Below are 21,956 nucleotides of genomic sequence, written 5' to 3' on the forward strand. Positions count from 1 at the left end.
GATAACAAAGACCTCGTCGATTACGAGCGCCATCAGTTGATGCGCCGTCTGCGCCAGTTGATTGCCCAGTCCTGGCATACGGATGAAATCCGCAAGCTGCGCCCAAGCCCGGTTGATGAAGCCAAATGGGGCTTCGCGGTGGTTGAAAATAGCCTGTGGGAAGGCGTACCAAATTATCTGCGCGAGCTGAACGAACAACTGGAAGAGCATCTGGGCTATAAGCTGCCCGTTGATTTTGTCCCGGTTCGCTTTACCTCCTGGATGGGCGGCGACCGCGATGGCAACCCGAACGTAACGGCGGATATCACCCGTCACGTGCTGCTACTCAGCCGCTGGAAAGCGACCGATCTGTTCCTGAAAGACATTCAGTTTCTGATTTCTGAGCTGTCGATGGTGGATGCCACACCGGAACTGTTGGCGCTGGTGGGCGAAGAAGGCGCAGCAGAACCTTACCGTTATCTGATGAAAACCCTGCGTTCACGTCTGATGGCAACCCAGGCCTGGCTGGAAGCCCGTCTGAAAGGCGAGAAATTACCGAAACCTGCGGGACTTCTCACCCAAAACGAACAGCTCTGGGACCCGCTATATGCGTGCTATCAGTCTCTGCAGGCCTGTGGCATGGGCATTATCGCCAATGGCGAATTGCTCGACACCCTACGCCGCGTGAAATGTTTCGGCGTACCGCTGGTACGTATTGATATTCGTCAGGAAAGCACCCGTCACACTGAAGCCCTTGGCGAACTGACCCGTTATCTGGGCATTGGCGACTACGAAAACTGGTCGGAAGCGGATAAACAGGCTTTCCTGATCCGCGAGCTGAACTCCAAGCGTCCGCTGCTCCCGCGTAACTGGGAGCCGAGCAACGACACCCGCGAAGTGCTCGACACCTGCCGGGTCATTGCCGAAGCCCCATATGGCTCTATTGCCGCCTATGTTATCTCAATGGCGAAAACACCATCGGATGTACTGGCCGTACATCTGCTACTGAAAGAAGCCGGTATCGGTTTTGCTATGCCGGTTGCCCCGCTGTTTGAAACGCTGGACGACCTCAACAACGCCGATGACGTCATGTCCCAGCTCCTGAACATTGACTGGTACCGTGGCTTTATTCAGGGCAAACAGATGGTCATGATTGGCTACTCTGACTCCGCAAAAGATGCGGGCGTGATGGCGGCCTCCTGGGCGCAATATCAGGCGCAGGACGCGTTGATCAAAACCTGCGAAAAAGCCGGTATCGAACTGACGCTGTTCCACGGTCGCGGTGGCTCCATTGGTCGCGGTGGCGCGCCTGCGCATGCGGCGCTGCTTTCTCAACCACCAGGCAGCCTGAAAGGCGGTCTGCGCGTGACAGAACAAGGGGAGATGATCCGCTTTAAGTACGGCCTGCCGGAAGTGACCATCAGCAGCCTGTCGCTGTATACCGCAGCAATTCTGGAAGCCAACCTGTTACCGCCGCCAGAGCCGAAAGATAACTGGCGTCATATCATGGATGAGCTTTCCGATATTTCCTGTGAGCTATATCGTGGATATGTACGTGAAAACAAAGACTTCGTCCCTTACTTCCGCTCCGCAACGCCAGAGCAGGAACTGGGTAAATTACCGCTCGGTTCACGTCCGGCAAAACGTCGCCCAACCGGCGGGGTAGAGTCTCTGCGCGCCATTCCGTGGATTTTTGCCTGGACGCAGAACCGCCTGATGCTCCCGGCATGGCTGGGTGCAGGCACCGCACTGCAAAAAGTGGTTGAAGACGGTAAGCAAAGCGAACTCGAAGCAATGTGCCGCGACTGGCCATTCTTCTCCACACGTCTTGGCATGCTGGAAATGGTTTTCGCCAAAGCAGACCTGTGGCTGGCAGAATACTACGATCAGCGCCTGGTCAAAAAAGAGCTGTGGCCGCTGGGTGAAGAGCTGCGTCAGCGCCTGGAAGCCGATATCGATGTCGTGCTGGCGATTGCCAACGACTCACATTTGATGGCCGACCTGCCGTGGATTGCCGAGTCCATTCAGTTAAGAAATATTTATACTGACCCGCTGAATGTCTTACAGGCTGAGCTGTTACACCGCTCACGCCTGGCGGAAGAGCAAGGCAATGCACCGGATCCGCGCGTTGAACAAGCGCTGATGGTGACAATCGCTGGTGTCGCAGCCGGCATGCGTAATACAGGCTAACGTCCCCCCTCGTCGCCTTCGTGCTATTGTACGAAGGCGACAACAAAAACTGCTGTCATAACCGCTTCTTTTTCAATATATTCCCGCCTGAATATATTCACATTGTGAATATATCAACAGCAAAACACGATCCTAAGATCGTGATGCTTAAGTTCCTCTTAATATTAAGTCGCTACTCTTGGCGCTACGATTAAAGACAGGCTCACATTATGCAATCCTTACAACTCCAGTCTAAACCTAAATTTAGCTGGAAAGCCCTGGGTTGGGCGCTCCTCTATTTTTGGTTTTTTTCCACTTTACTCCAGGTCGTTATTTGTTTAACCGGATATAGCGGAACTAATGGATTACGCGACTCCTTGCTATTCAGTTCGCTGTGGTTAATCCCGGTATTTTTATTTCCAAACCGTATCCGTATTATTGCTGCCGTCATTGGCATGGTGCTATGGGCGGCCTCGCTGGCTGCTCTGAGCTATTACGTCATCTACGGACAAGAGTTCTCGCAAAGCGTTCTGTATGTGATGTTTGAAACCAATGCGAACGAAGCCAGCGAATATCTCAGCCAGTATTTCAGCCTAAAAATTGTTCTTATCGCCCTGGCCTATACGGCTATCGCTATTCTGCTGTGGACGCGTCTGCGCCCTGTTCATATTCCATCGCCCTGGCGCTATCTGGTGTCGTTTGCGTTGTTATACGGTTTGATTCTGCATCCGATAGCCGTTAACACTTTCATCAAACACAAGCCGTTTGAAAAAACGGTAAATGGTCTCGCCTCACGTATGGAGCCCGCCGCACCGTGGCAATTCATCTCCGGGTATTATCAGTACCGTCAGCAGTTGACCTCACTCAATAGCCTGCTGAATGAGAACAATGCCCTGCCGCCGCTGGCTAACTTCAAAGATAACTCCGGCGATGCCCCACGTACGCTGGTGCTGGTCATTGGCGAGTCAACGCAGCGTGGTCGCATGAGCCTGTATGGTTACCCGCGCGAAACGACGCCAGAACTGGATGCATTGCATAAATCCGATCCTAACTTCACCGTATTCAATAATGTCGTGACCTCACGTCCGTACACCATTGAAATCCTGCAGCAGGCGCTGACCTTCGCCAACGAGAAGAATCCGGACCTGTACCTGACTCAACCGTCTCTGATGAATATGATGAAACAGGCAGGTTATAAAACCTTCTGGATCACCAATCAGCAGACGATGACGGCTCGCAACACCATGCTGACCGTGTTCTCTAAGCAGACGGATAAGCAGTTCTATATGAATCAGCAGCGTACGCAAAGTGCGCGCGAATATGACAGCAATGTGCTGGCGCCATTTAAAGAAGTACTGGCCGACCCGGCACCGAAAAAGTTCATCATCGTGCACCTGCTGGGTACGCATATTAAGTACAAATTCCGCTATCCGGATGGTCAGGGTAAATTCGATAACAATGTCGACCATGTTCCCCCCGGCCTGGATGATGATGAGCTGGAAGCATACAACGATTACGACAGCGCGAATGTCTACAATGACCATATCATTGCCAGTCTGATCAAAGACTATAAAGCGACCGATCCGAACGGCTTCCTGCTCTACTTCTCCGATCACGGGGAGGAGGTATACGATACGCCACCGCATAAAACGCAGGGTCGTAATGAAGACAACCCGACGCGCCATATGTATACGGTACCGTTCCTGCTGTGGACCTCTGAAAAATGGCAGGCTGCACACCCGCGTGACTTCTCACAGGATGTGAATCGTAAATACAGCAGCTCAGAGCTTATCCACACCTGGTCTGATTTAGCGGGATTCACCTACGACGGTTTCGATCCGACCCGATCCATTACCAGCCCGCAGTTCAAAGAGACGACCCGCTGGATTGGCAATCCGTACAAAAAGAATGCCCTGATTGATTACGATAGCCTGCCGTACGGCGATCAAATCGGTAATCAGTAATACTCGTATCGGCCACTCTTAAAGAGTGGCCTTTTTTTATGATGGCGGTTACTGTTTCCCCTGTCTGCTGCCTGCAAGGGATTAACATGTATCACGACGTCAGCCATCTTCTCTCCCGCCTGATTAACGGCCCCACGCCGCTGCGCCAGGTTTATTTTGCCAGCACCAGTAGCTCAACGCCGGAGCTGGCGTATCAGGTCGATTTTCCCCGGCTGGAAATTGTGCTGGAAGGTGAGTTCACCGATAACGGAGTTGCTGGCGCATCCGCGACGTTACTGCCTTGCGATGTGCTATTCGTTCCGGCTGGCGGCTGGAACTTTCCGCAGTGGCTCACACCGGTCACCACGCTCAGCATTCTGTTCGGCAAACAGCAACTGGGTTTCAGCATCGTCCAGTGGGACGGCAAGCAATATCAAAATCTTACCCGCCAGCACGTCGCGCGGCGTGGGCCACGAATTGGCTCTTTCTTGCTGCAAACGCTCAATGAAATGCAGATGCAACCGCAGGAGCAACAAACCGCCAGGCTAATCGTTGCGAGCTTACTGAGCCACTGCCGCGATCTGCTGGGCAGCCAGATCCAGACCGCATCACGCAGTCAGGCGCTTTTCGAAGCCATTCGCGACTATATTGATGAACGCTACGCTTCGCCGCTCACCCGGGAATCCGTCGCGCAGGCGTTTTACATCTCACCCAATTACCTCTCCCACCTGTTTCAAAAAACGGGCGCTATCGGGTTTAACGAATACCTGAATCACACGCGACTGGAACACGCGAAAACGCTGCTGAAGGGTTATGAGCTGAAGATCAAAGAAGTGGCGCACACCTGTGGGTTTGTTGACAGCAACTATTTCTGCCGCCTGTTTCGCAAAAATACCGAACGTTCGCCGTCAGAATATCGTCGGCAATACCACAGCCAACTGACGGAGATAAAAGCTAATCCAAAGTAAGATGTGTGTGCTGTGGTGCAGAAAGCAGCTTTCGCACGGCGCTCATCACCCGCTGCGGCTCTCGCAGAAATGCGCTAATGCCCGACTGGACGTATCGGCTCTGCGTAAATCGCTCGGCTCCTGCCAGTTCAATATCGGTAATGAGCAACACCGCATCAGCGCGGTTAATATCTTCTTCCGTCAGGCGATTTTCGGTACCCAACGCGCCCTGAGTTTCAATCTTGATGCTCCATTTCTCCTGCTGGCAGAGTTTCTCCAGCCGTTCAGCAGCCATATAAGTATGGGCCACGCCGCTTACGCACGCGGTGACTGCAACCAGATATCGTACAGGTGCGATGGCCATACTATCCTCCTACTGTTACCTGAAATCCGGCGCATTCTGCCATCTTACGTATAAAATCTATCTCTTGCGCCGACGGGACGGGCACTTCTTTCATCGACCAGGGTAATCCGAGCAGCTTGTATTTCGGTTCGCCATATTGATGAAACGGTAGCAGGTGCACCTGCTTTATGCCCAATGATGACAACAGCGTCAACGCCTGCTGCGTGTTCTCTACATTCATCGTAAAGCCCGGAATCAGCGGCAGGCGAGGTATGACATTAATTCCTTCAGCGACCATTAGTCGTAAATTCGCCAGCACGCGCGGCAGGTTCATATTAATGGTCTCACGCGCCAAATGGACATCCATAATTTTGAGGTCAAACAGCACCTCATCGCACTCTCTTGCCAGCGATAACAAACGACTGGCTGGCGCATCGCCAGCCGTTTCAATCGCGCAGCGAACATCCCAGCGCCGCAGACGTTGCAGGAATCGTACGGCAAAGGGCGCTTGCATCAGCACTTCACCACCGGAAAGCGTCACCCCCCCGCCAGAGGTGCGAAAGAAAATATCATCTTTCATCACTTCACGTTCCAGCTCGTCCAGCGAGATATCACGACCGATACGTTCAAACGCACCGGAGGGACACTCATCAGCATCACGTAGACAGGGTGTACAGTGCAGGCATTTACTCTCCCGCCGTACTGTTTCAATACGTGGGGAGAGAGATTCAGGGTTGGCGCACCACGGGCAGGTATGCGGACAACCTTTAAAAAAGACTACCGTACGAATACCTTGTCCATCATTCAGTGAGTAACGCTGAATATTGAATATACGCGCGACGTCCTCGCCACGTGGGTCAATAACCTCACAGATGATGCGCGGTGCGGCGAATGATGTCATCCTGGATCTCCTTCGACAGCTCGACAAAGAAGGCGCTGTAACCCGCCACGCGCACCACCAGCCCGGCGAAATCTTGTGGGCGCTGCTGCGCTTCTCGCAATGTGTCGGCATTCACCACGTTAAACTGGATGTGCTGGAGCTTGAGCTGGGTAAATGCCCGCAGAAAATCCGCCAGCTTGCGTAAACCAGCCTCACCTTCCAGTGTGGCTGGCGTAAACTTCACGTTCAGCAAAGTCCCATTGGAAAGCAACGTGTTATCCAGCTTGCTGACCGATTTCAATACCGCCGTCGGCCCTTGCATATCCTGACCCAGCATCGGCGATAGCCCCCCGTCCGCCAACTGTTCCCCGGCGAAGCGACCATCCGGTGTCGCTCCAACGACCGAACCCAGCGGCACGTGCGCAGAGACAGTATATGAACCCGGCGTAAATTGCCCGCCGCGTGGATTCTGGTATTTCTCTACCTCTTTGCAGTAATGACGCAGCAGTTCGGCGCTGATGTTATCTACATCATCAATATCGTTGCCGTATTTTTCGAAGCGGTTAATCAGCCTGGCGCGAATTTTCTCGCCTTCCGGGGTAGCAAAGTTGTCTTTTAGCACCGACAAAAGTTCGTCAAAAGTTAAGCGCTGTTGTTCAAATACCAGTCCATTGAGCGCATGCAGCGAATCGCTCAGGTTCGCAATGCCGATCCCCTGTACGCCGGAGAAGTTATAACGCGCGCCGCCGTCGGTAATATCACACCCTTTATCCAGGCAATCGCTAATAAACGAGGAGAGCAGCGGCACCGGCGCCCAGTCGCGATGACCGATATCGCAGATATTACTGCCTTCGACCATCAACGTAATGTAGTGGCTGATTTTGGCATGAATATGCTTCAACAGGTCTTCGTACGTCAGCGCGCGATTGCCTTCATTCTCATGCAGGCAGATTTCCATTACTTTCAGCAGATTAAACATGGCGATGTCGTGCAAACCGTATGTTCTGCCTGGAATAGACAGCTCGACACAGCCGACTACCGCGTAATCTCGCGCATCTTCCAGCGAGACGCCACGGTTAAGAAATGCGGGCACCACCACTTCATCATTAAAGATTTGCGGGATGCCGGTCCCGAGGCGAATGGTCTGTGCCGTTTTCATCAGGAACGGCGTATCGATCAACGCGTTCGTGCGCACACCGAGGTTTGGTTGCGGCAGTTGTACGCTCTGATAAGCATCAAGACAGAGAAACGACAGTACGTTTACCGCACTACGACCATTCTCCGTTAATCCCCCAAGCAGTGCGGTGTAACCCGTTGGGAAGCCAGCGAAATAGCGCGCGCTGCTGGTGGATCGCAGCAGTACAATGTCATTGCATTTCACCCATAGCGATTCGAGGATTTCTTTTAAGAATGCAGGATCTTCCCCCTGCGTCAGCGAGGTCTGATAAAACGGCAACATATACTGGTCGAAGCGTCCGAGTGAGAGCGAACTGGCGTTGGACTCATATTGCAAAATAATGTTCATGTACCAGAACAGCTGACATGCTTGCCAGAAGGTTTGCGGCTTATGCTGGGCGTTATGCCGGGAGTTTTCCGCAATCGTCAGCAATTCCTGACGTCGCTGCGCATCCGGGCAGTTTTCCGCCATTTGTTCTGCCAGCAGGGCGTAACGCAGAATGTGGCTTTGCGAAGCCTCAAGCAGCAACAGAGCAGCCTGATAAAAGTGGTTATCCGGCTGCTGCAGACAATGCGCCCGCATCTGCGCTACCAGTTCGCCAAGTCCGAGATTCAACAGGCGTGGATAATCAATAATGATATGCCCCTGACCTTTATCCGTCTGGTTAACGCTAAAAATCTGCGTACGGACAGCGGCTTTTACCTCATCGGTCATCTGACCGTTGATGAAATCTTTCATCGACCGCTTTTCCCAGTACGGATACAGCACATCGCGATAGAGATGTTTATCCTCTTCGCTGATGTCAAAACGGTCCTGCGGACGGGTTGGAAACTGCTCCAGCTCTTTGAGCAGCCAGTAAGGATCCATTTCCGGTGACATTATGCCCGCCCGCGGTTTAACGGTACGGTTCCCGGCTATCAGTTCCTCATCACGAATCGATATTTCAACGTGCTCAAGAATATATGCGGTGGCTTTCGCCCGCCGCAGAATAACCGGCTCACCCTCCGTCTGCTGGTGGCTGGCGGTATATAGCAGCGCACGCTCAAGCGAAATTTCGCGGTTATTCTGAAACAGAGCGTTTTTTAAACGTTGGATACGGTTAGTCATGAGGAACTCCTGTAGAAAAACTGATGCCAGATGGTGCTGTGCTTATCTGGCCTACGTATCAGTAGGCCGGATAAGTCGAAACCACCCTCCGGCAAACAAACCGTTATGCGGTTTGCGCAAGGTGTGCGCCAATCTTGTTCATGATGGCGTCGGCACGTTTCACTGCATCGCTGATGTTGACACGAACGATAGTTTTGCCCGCAAAACGCTCTTCAAACTTAATACCAATGTCTTTGGTCAGAATCACCATGTCGGCTTCTGCCACATCCGCCACGGTCAGTTCGTTTTCCAGACCGATCGACCCCTGAGTCTCAACCTTTACTTCCCACCCCTTGGCTTTAGCGGCGCTTTCCAGCGCTTCGGCGGCCATATAGGTGTGGGCAACGCCAGAAGGACATGCAGTTACTGCGATAATCTTGGTCATGACTCATTCCTCGCTTAATTCATTTCAAAATCTAAATCCAGGTCGTCTTCTTTCCGGTCGACCTGAGACACTTTTTTCCGCGCCAGACTTTTCAGTACGTTAACGCACACAGCGGTCACTACAGCCCCCACGGCAACCGCCGCGATATAACCCAATTTTCCTTCAACGACCGGCAGAACAATCAGCCCGCCCCAGCCGGCATAACACTGCGCACCAAACAGCGCGGCGGTTACCGTGCCGCAGGCCGAACCCACCATAATGGATGGGATAACGCGCAGCGGATCGGCGGCAGCAAAAGGAATTGCGCCTTCCGTTACGCCAACGCAGCCCATCACCAGCGCGGCTTTACCGGCTTCACGTTCTTCAGAAGAGAAATTCTTACGACCAATCAGCGTCGCCAAACCTAAGCCCAGCGGCGGCACGCAGATCCCTACCGCGGCGATTGCCACCACGGTATAAACACCCTGCGCCACGCAAATCAGCATGAAGGCGTAGGCAACTTTGTTAATCGGCCCACCCATATCGAAGGCCAACATCAGTCCCATAATTACCGCCAGCAGCACGATGCTGCCCTGCTGCATACCCTGCAGCCACTCGGTCAGGCTAGTGGTTAACGCGCCAACGGGTTCTCCCAGGCCCCACATCATGATGCCTGCGGTGATAAAGGTGCCGACAATAGGAATAACGAAGATAGGCATCACCGATCGCAACACCTTATGTACGGGGATCTTCTTCAGATAATGGACGACGATACCGCCAATAATCCCGGCAATTAGCGCGCCGAAAAAACCTGCGCCGAAGCTGTTTCCCACCCATGCGCCAATCGCACAAGGGGCGAGAGCAGAACGTTCAGCAATGGAATAACCAATGTAAGCGGCAAGGAATGGCACCATCAACGTCAGCCCTGCGACGCCAATATCAAAAAGTTTCTTGAGATTAGGATCGGTCGCCGCATCCGGTACCGCGCCCTTGCCATACAACATGACGGAGACCGCCAGCAAAATTCCACCCGCGACTACGAAGGGGATCATATGCGAAACACCCGTCATCAGATGCTGACGGGTATTTTTCAGGATTTGTACCAACTCTTTCATAAGTCGCTCCCAGGCTGCTAAAGCCCATATCCATAAACTTGTTGCGGAAAACAATAGGCAATCCGATGCGGCGCAAACAGTGGATAAAAAGGCCATTTGCTGGACTTTTGTAATGTCAGCGCAAAAATGCGATCCGCCTCATAACTTGTAGTTTCTCGGAATTTATAGAGGACAAACTGACTTGTGAGGGATATCTCACTTTGATGGTTACATTACATTTATCCAGTTTTTGGCAGATTTGTCAGATGGCAGGCTCAGGCGTTGCCCTTTTATCCTGTAGCGAGAAATCGTTATGGGAGATGAGGCTATGGCCCTGATTGTGGAATTTACCTGTGAGCTGCCCAATGGCGTACATGCGCGCCCGGCAAGTCACATAGAAACGCAGTGCAACACCTTTACTTCAAACATTGAGTGGCACAACCTGCGTACCGAACGTAGGGGTAACGCCAAGAGCGCATTGGCGCTGATTGGCACCGATACTCTGGCGGGTGATAGCTGCCAGTTGCTGATTTCCGGTGCTGATGAACAGGCAGCCCACCAGCATTTAACCCAATGGTTACGTAATGAATTTCCACACTGCGATGCACCGCTAGCGGAAGCCAAAAGCAACGAGCTGGAGCCACTTCCTGCATCCCTCACCAATCTAAACCCACAGCTTTTTCGCGCTCGCACCGTCTGTAGCGGCAGTGCGGGAGGCGTTCTGAGTCTGCTCTCTTCGCTGGATCTCAACGCCCTTAACAATCTCCCGTCCGCTAAAGATATTGAAACCGAGCAGGCGACACTGGGTAACGGCTTAACGCTGCTGATGAAGAATATTGCGTTTCGGTTACTCGACAGCGACGGTGCAACCAGTGCGATTCTGGAAGCACACCGCTCGCTGGCAAGCGACCTCTCACTGCGTCAGCACCTGCTCGCTGGAGTATCTCGCGGGTTAAGCTGCGCCCAGGCGATTGTCGAAAGTGCCGGACATTTTTGTGATGAATTCGCCCGCTCCAGCAGCAGTTATTTACAGGAACGTGCGCTGGATGTGCGCGATGTCTGCTTCCAGCTTCTGCAGCAAATTTATGGAGAGCAGCGTTTCCCTGCGCCGGGAAAACTAACCCAGCCTACGGTCTGTATGGCGGACGAGCTCACACCGAGCCAGTTCCTCGAACTGGACAAAACATTGCTGAAAGGCTTGCTGTTAAAAAGCGGCGGTACCACTTCACACACGGTGATTCTCGCCCGGTCATTCAACATTCCTACGCTGGTTGGCGTGGATATTGAATCCTTGATGCCATGGCTGCAGCAAACGGTTTATATCGATGGTAACGCAGGAGCGGTTATTGTTGCCCCTGATGAATCCGTCGTACGTTACTACCAGCAGGAAGCCCGTCTCCAGGATGCCATTCGAGAACAACAACGTATCTGGCTGACCCAAGAGGCGCGCACGGGTGATGGCATCCGCATGGAAGTCGCCGCCAACATCGCCCATTCCGTGGAAGCGCAAGCAGCCTTTGGCAACGGTGCGGAAGCGGTTGGCCTGTTCCGCACGGAAATGCTGTATATGGACCGTACCTGCGCCCCGGATGAGAACGAGCTATACAACATTTTCTGCCAGGCGCTGGAGCCCGCGCAGGGACGCAGCATCATTGTGCGCACCATGGATATCGGCGGTGATAAACCCGTTGATTACCTGAATATTCCTGCCGAAGCCAACCCGTTCCTCGGTTATCGCGCGGTGCGTATCTATGAAGAATACGCCGCTTTGTTTTCCACACAACTGCGATCGATCCTGCGCGCATCAGCGCACGGTAGCCTGAAAATCATGATCCCAATGATCTCCTCTATGGAAGAGATCCTGTGGGTCAAAGAGAAGCTGGCCGAAGCTAAACAGCAACTGCGTACTGAACACATCCCGTTTGATGAGAAGATCCCGCTCGGTATCATGCTGGAGGTTCCGTCGGTGATGTTCATCATCGATCAATGCTGCGAAGAAATTGATTTCTTTAGTATTGGCAGTAATGACCTGACGCAATACCTGCTGGCGGTCGACCGCGACAACGCCAAAGTTACCCGCCATTACAACAGCCTGAATCCAGCCTTCTTGCGCGCACTGGATTACGCCGTACAGGCGGTACATCGTCAGGGGAAATGGATTGGCCTGTGCGGCGAACTTGGCGCTAAAGGTTCAGTGCTACCGCTGCTTGTGGGACTGGGTCTGGACGAGATCAGCATGAGCGTTCCCTCCATTCCCGCCGCCAAAGCGCGGATGGCGCAACTTGACAGCCGCGCCTGCCGTCAGTTGCTGAATCAAGCAATGGCGTGTCGAACGTCGCTGGAGGTCGAACATCTGCTGGCCCAGTTCCGCATGACCCAACAGGATACCCCTCTGGTTACCGCCGAGTGCATCACGCTGGATAGCGACTGGCGTAGTAAAGAGGAGGTCATCAAAGGGATGACCGACAACCTCCTGCTGGCAGGTCGTTGCCGCTATCCGCGTAAACTGGAAGCCGATCTGTGGGCGCGCGAAGCGGTCTTCTCTACCGGATTAGGTTTTAGCTTCGCCATTCCGCACAGCAAATCAGAACATATTGAGCAGTCCACTATCAGCGTAGCGCGCCTGCAAGCGCCGGTACGTTGGGGTGATGATGATGCGCAGTTCATTATTATGCTGACGCTGAACAAACACGCCGCTGGCGACCAGCATATGCGTATTTTCTCGCGTCTGGCACGGCGCATTATGCATGAAGAATTCCGTAACGCGCTGGTTAACGCCGCCTCTGCCGACGCTATCGCCAGCCTGCTGCAACATGAACTTGAACTTTAAAGAGGGTGTTTTTGTATGGAACTTTACCTTGATACCGCCAACGTCGCGGAAGTCGAACGTCTGGCACGCATCTTCCCTATCGCGGGTGTCACCACCAACCCAAGCATTGTGGCAGCAAGCAAAGAATCCATCTGGGATGTGCTGCCGCGCCTGCAAAACGCCATTGGCGAAGAGGGCATTCTGTTTGCCCAAACCATGAGCCGAGACGCACAAGGCATGGTGGAGGAAGCCAAACGTCTGAGCAACGCGGTCCCCGGTCTGGTGGTAAAAATCCCGGTGACATCCGAAGGTCTGGCCGCGATCAAGATGCTGAAAAAAGAGGGTATCACCACGCTGGGAACCGCCGTGTACAGTGCCTCTCAGGGGCTGCTGGCAGCGCTGGCGGGGGCGAAATATATCGCGCCTTACGTTAACCGTATTGACGCGCAGGGCGGCGACGGAATTCGCACGGTACAAGAACTGCAAACGTTACTGGAACTGCATGCGCCAAACAGCATGGTACTGGCAGCCAGCTTTAAAACCCCTCGTCAGGCGCTGGATTGCTTACTGGCAGGATGTGAAGCAATCACCCTGCCATTAGACGTAGCGCAACAAATGCTCAATACCCCTGCGGTAGAGTCAGCAATAGAGAAGTTTGAACATGACTGGAACAATACATTTGGTCACATCAACCTGTGAGGGAAATAAAGTATGGATCGCATTATTCAATCACCTGGTAAGTACATCCAGGGTGCCGATGTTATTACCCGTCTTGGCAACTACCTCAAACCACTGGCAGAGCGCTGGCTGGTCGTTGGGGACAAGTTTGTCTTAGGCTTTGCCCAGGGCGCACTGGAAAAAAGCTTCCAGGGTGCCGGACTGGCGCTGGAGATTGCACCGTTTGGCGGCGAGTGTTCACAAAACGAAATCGACCGTCTGCGTGGCGTGGCAGAAAAAGCGCAATGTGGCGCAGTACTTGGTATTGGCGGTGGTAAAACGCTGGATACTGCCAAAGCGCTGGCGCACTTTATGGGCGTGCCTGTCGCCATTGCGCCAACCATCGCCTCTACCGATGCACCGTGCAGCGCGCTGTCCGTTATTTACACCGATGCCGGTGAATTCGATCGCTATTTGCTGCTGCCCAATAACCCGGACAGGGTCATTGTTGATACCAAAATTGTCGCGGGCGCACCGGCGCGTCTGTTAGCCGCGGGCATCGGCGATGCCTTGGCGACCTGGTTTGAAGCGCGCGCCTGTTCACGCAGCGGCGCAACCACCATGGCGGGCGGTCAGTGCACTCAGGCGGCGCTGGCGCTGGCTGAGCTGTGCTTTAATACGCTGATAGAAGAAGGTGAAAAAGCGATGCTGGCCGCCGAGCAGCACGTGGTAACGCCTGCGCTGGAGCGCGTTATTGAAGCCAACACCTATCTGAGCGGCGTCGGTTTTGAAAGCGGCGGTCTGGCAGCGGCGCACGCCATCCATAACGGCCTGACGGCAATCCCGGATGCGCATCACTATTACCACGGCGAGAAAGTGGCTTTCGGTACGCTGACGCAACTGGTACTGGAAAACGCGCCGATCGATGAAATTGAAACCGTTGCGGCGCTGTGTCATTCCGTTGGCCTGCCGATTACCCTGGCGCAACTGGACATCAAACAGGATATTCCGGCGAAAATGCGCATTGTGGCTGAAGCTGCCTGTGCCGAAGGCGAAACCATCCACAACATGCCTGGCGGCGCAACGCCGGACCAGGTGTATGCCGCCCTGCTGGTGGCTGACCAGTACGGTCAACGTTACCTGCAAGAGTGGGAATAACCGACCAATAAAAATCCCCGCAATTGCGGGGATTTTTTTGTTCATACTATGCCGGACCCGCGCAAGCGACATCCGGCATGGTCTGTTACAGCAGATCGAAACGATCCAGGTTCATCACTTTCACCCATGCGGCAACGAAATCTCTCACGAACTTCTCGTGAGCATCGCTGCAGGCATAAACTTCAGCCACTGCGCGCAGTACAGAGTTAGAACCAAACACCAGATCGGCGCGAGTTGCGGTGTATTTTACCTCGCCGCTCGAACGGTCACGACCTTCAAACAGCTCTTGTGACTCATCAACCGCCTTCCACTCATGACGCATATCCAGCAGATTGACGAAGAAGTCAGTGCTGAGTACGCCAGGGCGATCGGTAAAGACGCCGTGCTGGCTACCATCAAAGTTGGTGCCCAGTACGCGCATACCGCCCACCAGCACGGTCATTTCCGGTGCGGTTAGCGTCAACTGCTGCGCTTTGTCGATCAGCAGCGACTCGGTGGTCGACACGTCAGGACGAGCGCGGTAGTTACGGAAACCATCGGCAATCGGCTCAAGCAGTTCAAACATCTCAATATCCGTTTGATCCTGACGCGCATCCACGCGACCCGGCGCAAAAGGTACCTTGATGCTGACACCCGCAGCGCTAGCCGCCTGCTCGATACCGACAACACCGGCCAGCACGATAATATCGGCCAACGAGGCAGTATGGGCAGACTTATAAATACCTTCCAGCACAGGCAGAACGCGTGCTGCGGTGGCATTCACATCCCAGCCGCGTTGTGGGTCCAGCGCCAGACGCGCACCGTTAGCGCCGCCACGTTTATCCCCGCCACGGAAAGTCGATGCCGAAGCCCACGCTACCGATACCAGTTCGCCCACGGACAGTCCGGAAGCAGCGATGGTCGCCTTCAGCTTCAGGATATCTTCTTCGCTTGGGTTGAAGAACGCATGCGGCAGCGGGTCTTGCCAGATCAGATCTTCTTTTGGCACTTCCGGGCCAATGTAACGCGATTTTGGCCCCATATCGCGGTGCGTCAGTTTAAACCACGCACGGGCAAACGCTTCGTTGAACGCTTGCGGATCGTTCAGGAAACGGCGAGAGATCTTTTCGAACTCAGGATCGAAACGCAGCGTCAGGTCAGTAACCAGCATCGTCGGCTTGCGTTTTTTCGACGGATCAAACGGATCGGGAATAATTTCTGGCGCGTCAACCGCTTCAAACTGAATCGCGCCTGCCGGACTGCGAGTCTGCACCCACTCATATTTGAACAGGTTCTCGAAGAAATAGTTGCTCCATTGGGTAGGCGTCTGCGTCCACACCACTTCCAGACCAGAAGTAATTGCATCCGCGCCCGCGCCACTACCGTAGCTGCTGGCCCAGCCCAGGCCCTGCGCTTCAATCGGTGCAGATTCTGGATCGGCGCCAACGTGCGATGCCGCTGCTGCGCCGTGGGTTTTGCCCAACGTATGACCGCCGCCAATCAGCGCCACGGTTTCTTCGTCGTTCATCCCCATGTTACCGAAGGTCGCGCGAATAGCCGCTGCCGCAGAAAGCGGTTCGCCGCTATGGTCCGGCCCTTCCGGGTTCACATAAATAAGGCCCATTTCGGTGGCGCCCAGCGGCGCTTTTGCCAGCTCTTCCGGGTGACGGTGAGTCAGCCAGGCTTTTTCATCACCCCAGTTTACGTCGAGATCCGGTTCCCAGACATCTTCACGACCGGCACCAAAGCCAAAGGTACGGAAACCTGAGTTTTCCAGCGCCACGTTACCCGCGAGGATAAACAGGTCGGCCCAGGAAATTTTCTGACCATATTTCTGCTTGATTGGCCACAGCAGACGACGCGCTTTATCCAGGCTGACGTTGTCCGGCCAGGAGTTCAGTGGTGCAAAACGCTGCTGTCCGCGACCCGCTCCACCGCGTCCATCGATAGAGCGATAGGTTCCCGCGCCGTGCCATGCCATGCGGATAAACAATCCGGCATAGGTTCCCCAGTCAGCGGGCCACCACGGTTGAGATTCGGACAGAAGGGCTCTGAGATCCCCTTTCAGGGCAGAATAGTCGAGTTTACTAAACTCTTTGCGGTAGTCGAAGTCCTCACCCAGCGGGTTCGAACGGTTGGAATGTTGGTTTAAAAGATCAACGCGGAGTTGATTTGGCCACCAGTCGCGGTTGTTCGTTCCTGCTCCCGCGCTCTGATCGTGACCGCCTTGATGAAAAGGACACTTACCGGCAGTTGATGCGTTTTGGCTATCGTCGGACATGCTCATCTATATGCTCCCTTTACAGTGTTCTGACTACGATATACACCACCAGAGATAAGATATAGTCGAAATAACCCACAGATTCGATAGCTAATTCCTTTTATATTTTAAGTTGCAGAGATGTAGATCAAAATGATCAACAAAAAGCCCTCCGTAGAGGGCTGGGGCATCTGTTTAGTTAGGTCTTACACCCAGTGTGTGACAAATAGCGTAGCTCATCTCGGCACGATTGAGGGTATAGAAGTGAAAATCCTTCACCCCTTCGCGACTGAGAATTTTCACCATATCCATGGCGATATTCGCGCCTACCAGCTTGCGGGTTTCCGCGTCATCATCAAGACCATCAAACATGGTCGACATCCACGCAGGAATGCGGACGTTGGTCATGTCAGCAAATTTTTTCGCCTGCTTAAAGTTAGATACCGGCAGGATGCCCGGAATAATTTCCACATCGATTCCCGCAGACACGCAGCGATCGCGAAAGCGCAGATAGCTTTCTACATCGAAGAAAAACTGAGTGATCGCGCGGTTTGCACCGGCATCAACCTTACGCTTCAGGTTCAGCAAATCGGCCTGAGCGCTTTTCGCTTCCGGGTGCACTTCCGGGTAAGCCGCAACGGAGATATCGAAGTCTGCAACGTCTTTCAGCAGAGTCACCAGGTCGGAAGCATACATATCCGGTTTACCGCTTCCCGGCGGCAGGTCGCCGCGCAGGGCAACAATATGACGAATACCGTTATGCCAGTAGTCCTGAGCAATGGTACGCAGCTCATCACGGGTCGCATCAATGCATGTCAGGTGCGGGACCGCTTCAAGACCTGTGCGATCCTTAATGCCTTTAATAATGCTATGCGTACGGTCGCGCTCTCCAGAGTTTGCACCGTAAGTAACTGAAACAAACTTCGGCTTCAGGCTGCTCAGACGATCGATGGAGTTCCACAGGGTTTGCTCCATTTCACTGGTGCGCGGCGGGAAAAACTCAAACGAAACGTTAATCTGACCCTGCACTTCTGCCAGGCTCTGATTCAGGGCTTCCCGCTGGTTGGCGTGAAAAAAGCTCATACCTTACCTCATCAATCTTTTGTCGTTATATGTTGTGTTGTGAACTGCTATACGTTTAGACGTCTAGATGTAAAAATGACGGAAAAGCATGCTGGCGTCAACACAAAAATCATCGTTAAAGGTGAGGAATACTCAGCCAACGTGAAAAAAATTCACATCAGCTTGAAATGGTGAGGGATTGCGTCACGACCGTCTGTAGCCACTCTACTTTGGTTACGTTCTCAGGCAGTGTCGCTAACCCCATGCTAAGCCGCAATTCTGTATCAGTAAGCGGAAGGAAGATCACGCCCTGACGCTGGATAGCGGAAAAGGAGGCCGGAACCAGGCTCAGACCGTCACCCTGCGCGATCCGTGCCAGCAATACGTCATGTTCCATTGGCTCCTCAATAAGTGCAGGAGAGTAACCAGCACGACGAAAAATGTGTCGAGTGTAATCAAAAAAAGCAGGGTTACGTTCACGTTTGAACCAGAACAGCGGTCGGTGGTTCAGCGACGTTAACGAGAGCGAAGGCAGAGCCGCCTCGGGCCAGAGCGTGGGTAAGGCGGCGATCATCGATTCTTGCCAGCCGAGCGGCGTGACGCTAAGACCCGAATTCTCAAGCGGTAGCGCCACCAGCGCTGCATCCAGTTTTCCCCGACGCACCTGACGCGCCAGTTCAGGCGAACCATGACGGACAATATGTAGCTTCTGTACACGCGTAGCAAGCTGCGACTCAAGCGCCGCAAAAACGCCCTGCTCAAACGCTGTACTTAGCCCTAAGCGCAGAAATTGCTCTCCCGTTTTCGCTATCTGACTCAACGCCGTCCAGGTTTTATCCTGTAACGCCAATAGCGGGCGCACGATTTCAAGTACGCGTTGGCCGTCCTCCGTCAGCGTAAGTCCACGGGTATGACGGACAAAAAGCGTCACCCCCAGGCGCTCTTCAAGCTGGCGAATGTGGCGACTCAGCGGCGGCTGCGACATAAATAAACGCAGCGCCGCTCGACTCATGTTGTTCTCTTCCGCCACCACGGAAAAATAGCGTAGAAGGCGGATATCCAGAGAGTGCAAAGGCGATGTTGTCATACCGAAAAGGTATCACGGAAACGGTATTACCCCAATCATTCCGCACGCTCTATCCTCATGCCATACACTAACTCACGAGGTGATTATCATGGATTCAGAACGCTATTTAACCGGTCAGAGAATGCTGCAACAGGTTGATGGAAAAGGCGGAGATGCGGTAGTCGAAAGTCTGCAGGATATTGCGCCAGACTTCGCCCAATACCTGATTGAATTTCCTTTTGGCGACATCTATTCAAGGCCGGGGCTGGATTTACGCAGTAGAGAAATTGCCACCGTCGCCGCGCTCACCGCCATGGGTAACGCCGCACCGCAGCTTAAGGTACACATCGCCGCCGCGCTGCACGTTGGCTTAACGCAGGAAGAGATTATTGAAGTGATGATGCAGATGGCTGTTTATGCGGGATTCCCGGCAGCACTAAACGGCCTGTTCGCCGCAAAAGAGGTGTTTGCGGCGAACAGTAAGCGCTAACTACAGCAGTTGCGCCAGGCGGTTGATATCAGACTGAATCGCCCCGGCGGTCACATCGCGGCCCGCCCCCGGTCCGCGAATGACCAGTGGGTTATCACGATACCAACGGCTTTCAATGGCGAAGACGTTATCGCACGGCAGCAGTGCCGCCAGCGGGTGCTCAGGGCGTACCGCTTCAACGCCAACGCGTGCCTTACCGTTAGCGTCAAAACGCGCCACATAGCGTAGCACCAGTCCCATTTCACGTGCCGCTTCCAGGCGTTGCACCATCTGCTCGTTCAGCTCATCGCCATTTTCAAAGAAATGGTCAATAGAACCTGCTTCACAGTGTGCAGGCACCAGCGATTCTACGCGTACCTGGTCCGGTTCGATGTCGTAACCCGCTTCACGCGCCAGAATCACCAGCTTGCGCATCACATCTTTGCCGGAAAGATCCACGCGCGGATCAGGTTCAGTCAGACCCTGCTGCCACGCCTGATCCACCAGATCGGTGAACGGGACCGTGCCATCAAATTGCAGGAACAACCACGACAACGTGCCGGAGAAGATCCCGCTGATCGACAGAATAGTATCTCCGCTATCAATCAGATCGCGCACGGTATGGTTGATCGGCAAACCTGCGCCGACGGTGGCGTTATACAGCCAGTGGCGACCGGTTTTTTCAAAGGCGTCATGAATCTGGCGGTAATTATTACTGCTGCTCGCCCCCGCCAGCTTGTTGGCGCTGATAACATGGAAGCCATGACTGGCGAAATCCAGATACTGCTCCGCCAACTGCTCGCTGGCAGTGACGTCCAGCACCACTAAATCATCATACGGGTGGGCACGCATCCACAGGAACAATGACTCTTCATCCTGTTCTACCGCCTCGTCATCGAAGAAGGCCAACGCGCGACTGGCATCCAGCCCTTCGTAATTCAGCAGGCTACGGCGACTATCAACCACTCCTGCCAGCACGAACTCTAATCCGGTACGCGCCGAGAGCGTGCTCTGCTCGCGGGCAAACAGCTCCAGCCAGCGCGACCCAATGTTACCTTTGCCGAACAGCACCAGACCAATGCGTTTTTCCGCGCGGAAGATTGACTGGTGCAGACCCTGAATCAGGCTCTCCGTTGGCCCGGTACGCAAGACGGCGACCAGGCTAATGCCCTCTTCCGACTGCCAGGTGAATTCGACCGGCTGACCTTTCAGCTGTTGCCAAAAGCGATGGCAGTGCAGCGGGTTACGGGTGACGCCCGCCCCAACCATCGCCACCAGCGCCAGCCCCTGGCGCAGACGCAGTTCGCCCGGCAGGCCAGCTTCATCCAGAATTTTCAATGCGCCATCAGCGACTTCGGAGGTATAGCAAAATTGCAGCAACTGGCGGTCAGGATGCACACCCACTGCCAGCGGACGCACCTGGGTGCGTTTTAAAATCTGATCGATTTCTTTATAGGCCAGTTTAAAGTCCTGGCCAGTGGGAACCTGAAACTCAATCAGGCAAACGTCGTCATGGCTGGTCACAATACGTGCCCCGGTACCGGAAGCCAGCACGCGTTCAATACGCGTCGATCCCTGCTCCGGCGTATAGCTACAACGCAACTGGAGATCGATATCGCTGCCGGAAACCGGCTGGAGGGTGCGGGCATGGAGAACCGGAGCCGCCAGACGCGCCAGCTCGCTGGCTTCATCCAGACGCAGCAGCGGCAGCAGACAGGCATCTTTTACTTTACGCGGATCCGCGCTGTAAACCCCGGCCACATCGCTCCAGATGGTTACGCGGGAAACCCCCGCCAACGCGCCAACCTGCGTCGCCGAGTAGTCGGAGCCGTTACGCCCCAGCAGTACCGTCTCACCGGCGTTGCTGCGGCTAATGAAACCGGTAACGACCAGGCGTTTGCCCGGATGCTGCGCCAGCAGTTGCTGCAGCAATGGGTAAGAAAGACCTTCATCCACCTGCGGCTGAGCGCCGCGCTCGGCACGTAAAAAATCGCGCGCATCCAGCCAGGCCGACTCCAGCCCCTGTTGGTTAAGGACGGCAGACATCAAACGCGCCGACCACACCTCGCCATGCCCGACGACTTCAGCATAGACGGCATCATTCACGCCGCTGTCGAGTAATCCGGCCAGGCGCTCCAGATCGTGAATAAACGCGCCGATCAGCCCATCCGCCACCTCAGGAGGTAACAAACCGCTGATAAGCTCACTCTGATAGCGACGTAACGCCTGTTGAACCTGATGCGCAGACAGACGATCGGTCTGGCTTAATTTTAGCCAGCTAATCAACTGGTTAGTGGTACTGCCTGCGGCTGAAACAACCATCATGTCATCAGGCTGCGAGTACTCCGCCATAATGCCTGCGACACGCAGATAACATTTCACATCAGCCAGACTACTACCACCAAATTTGTGCAGTTGACGACCCTTCGTCCCTGCCTGCGCAATCACACTCAT

Annotated in this window: 16 protein-coding genes; 7 read left to right on the plus strand and 9 right to left on the minus strand. The window is 54.1% G+C overall.

From position 1 onward, the window contains the following. The 3 genes from ppc to KQJ19_RS08355 all read left to right on the plus strand — a co-directional run. Positions 1–2,169, plus strand: a 2,169-nt coding sequence (ppc, locus tag KQJ19_RS08345) for a phosphoenolpyruvate carboxylase (protein WP_216403538.1), incomplete at its 5' end; no start/stop codon positions are given. A 209-nt stretch (positions 2,170–2,378) separates the two neighbouring features. Continuing rightward, positions 2,379–4,112, plus strand: coding sequence for a phosphoethanolamine transferase CptA (locus tag KQJ19_RS08350; protein ID WP_047497602.1), 1,734 nt, complete (start codon positions 2,379–2,381; stop codon positions 4,110–4,112). An 86-nt stretch (positions 4,113–4,198) separates the two neighbouring features. Continuing rightward, on the plus strand, positions 4,199–5,059 hold the full coding sequence (locus tag KQJ19_RS08355) for an AraC family transcriptional regulator (RefSeq protein WP_032947284.1): 861 nt from the start codon (positions 4,199–4,201) through the stop codon (positions 5,057–5,059). Here the strand turns inward: KQJ19_RS08355 and KQJ19_RS08360 are convergent. From KQJ19_RS08360 to KQJ19_RS08380, 5 genes are all read right to left on the minus strand, one after another. Further along, positions 5,046–5,402, minus strand: a complete 357-nt coding sequence (locus KQJ19_RS08360) for a PTS fructose-like transporter subunit IIB (protein ID WP_016155282.1) — start codon at positions 5,400–5,402, stop codon at positions 5,046–5,048. The two genes, KQJ19_RS08355 and KQJ19_RS08360, sit on opposite strands and share 14 nt — an antisense overlap. A gap of 1 nt (position 5,403) precedes the next feature. Then, positions 5,404–6,282, minus strand: a complete 879-nt coding sequence (locus tag KQJ19_RS08365; RefSeq protein ID WP_200108521.1) for a [formate-C-acetyltransferase]-activating enzyme — start codon at positions 6,280–6,282, stop codon at positions 5,404–5,406. After that, positions 6,248–8,545, minus strand: coding sequence for a formate C-acetyltransferase (locus KQJ19_RS08370; protein ID WP_216403539.1), 2,298 nt, complete (start codon positions 8,543–8,545; stop codon positions 6,248–6,250). Before KQJ19_RS08370 ends, KQJ19_RS08365 begins: the two co-directional genes overlap by 35 nt. A gap of 103 nt (positions 8,546–8,648) precedes the next feature. After that, the gene (locus KQJ19_RS08375; RefSeq protein WP_216403540.1) at positions 8,649–8,969 is read right to left on the minus strand and encodes a PTS fructose-like transporter subunit IIB; all 321 of its coding nucleotides are present in this window, start codon (positions 8,967–8,969) and stop codon (positions 8,649–8,651) included. Positions 8,970–8,983: 14 nt separating this feature from the next. Further along, positions 8,984–10,063 carry a PTS fructose transporter subunit EIIC gene (locus tag KQJ19_RS08380; RefSeq protein ID WP_216403541.1) on the minus strand — a complete coding sequence of 360 codons (1,080 nt, stop codon included), beginning with the start codon at positions 10,061–10,063 and terminating at the stop codon, positions 8,984–8,986. 307 nt (positions 10,064–10,370) lie between these two features. On the opposite strand from KQJ19_RS08380, the gene ptsP reads away from it, so the two are divergent. Genes ptsP through KQJ19_RS08395 form a run of 3 tightly spaced genes read left to right on the plus strand, consistent with a single transcriptional unit; the run spans position 10,371 to position 14,666 of the window. Next, a complete protein-coding gene (gene ptsP, locus KQJ19_RS08385; protein ID WP_216403548.1) occupies positions 10,371–12,872 on the plus strand; it encodes a phosphoenolpyruvate--protein phosphotransferase in 2,502 nt (833 codons plus the stop codon). 15 nt (positions 12,873–12,887) lie between these two features. Continuing rightward, positions 12,888–13,550, plus strand: coding sequence for a fructose-6-phosphate aldolase (gene fsa, locus KQJ19_RS08390; protein WP_016155276.1), 663 nt, complete (start codon positions 12,888–12,890; stop codon positions 13,548–13,550). 12 nt (positions 13,551–13,562) lie between these two features. Then, positions 13,563–14,666 carry a glycerol dehydrogenase gene (locus tag KQJ19_RS08395; RefSeq protein WP_216403542.1) on the plus strand — a complete coding sequence of 368 codons (1,104 nt, stop codon included), beginning with the start codon at positions 13,563–13,565 and terminating at the stop codon, positions 14,664–14,666. A gap of 85 nt (positions 14,667–14,751) precedes the next feature. Here the strand turns inward: KQJ19_RS08395 and katG are convergent, their stop codons facing one another. The 3 genes from katG to KQJ19_RS08410 all read right to left on the minus strand — a co-directional run bounded on the left by katG (position 14,752) and on the right by KQJ19_RS08410 (position 19,054). Continuing rightward, positions 14,752–16,932 carry a catalase/peroxidase HPI gene (gene katG / locus KQJ19_RS08400; RefSeq protein ID WP_016155274.1) on the minus strand — a complete coding sequence of 727 codons (2,181 nt, stop codon included), beginning with the start codon at positions 16,930–16,932 and terminating at the stop codon, positions 14,752–14,754. A 168-nt stretch (positions 16,933–17,100) separates the two neighbouring features. Further along, positions 17,101–17,988, minus strand: a complete 888-nt coding sequence (gene metF / locus KQJ19_RS08405; protein ID WP_016155273.1) for a methylenetetrahydrofolate reductase — start codon at positions 17,986–17,988, stop codon at positions 17,101–17,103. Between the two features lie 157 nt (positions 17,989–18,145). Beyond that, positions 18,146–19,054, minus strand: a complete 909-nt coding sequence (locus tag KQJ19_RS08410; RefSeq protein WP_216403543.1) for a LysR family transcriptional regulator — start codon at positions 19,052–19,054, stop codon at positions 18,146–18,148. A gap of 88 nt (positions 19,055–19,142) precedes the next feature. Here KQJ19_RS08410 and KQJ19_RS08415 point away from each other — a divergent pair, with 88 nt between their 5' ends. Beyond that, complete coding sequence (locus tag KQJ19_RS08415; RefSeq protein WP_047497591.1) at positions 19,143–19,523, plus strand: carboxymuconolactone decarboxylase family protein; 381 nt, start codon at positions 19,143–19,145, stop codon at positions 19,521–19,523. On the opposite strand, the gene metL is transcribed toward KQJ19_RS08415, so the two are convergent. Further along, positions 19,524–21,956: a bifunctional aspartate kinase/homoserine dehydrogenase II gene (gene metL, locus KQJ19_RS08420; protein ID WP_016155268.1), complete on the minus strand. Its 2,433-nt coding sequence runs from the start codon at positions 21,954–21,956 to the stop codon at positions 19,524–19,526.

It is taken from the genome of Citrobacter sp. S46_ASV_140, assembly GCF_018919545.1.
Taxonomy (GTDB): Bacteria; Pseudomonadota; Gammaproteobacteria; order Enterobacterales; family Enterobacteriaceae; genus Citrobacter; species Citrobacter braakii.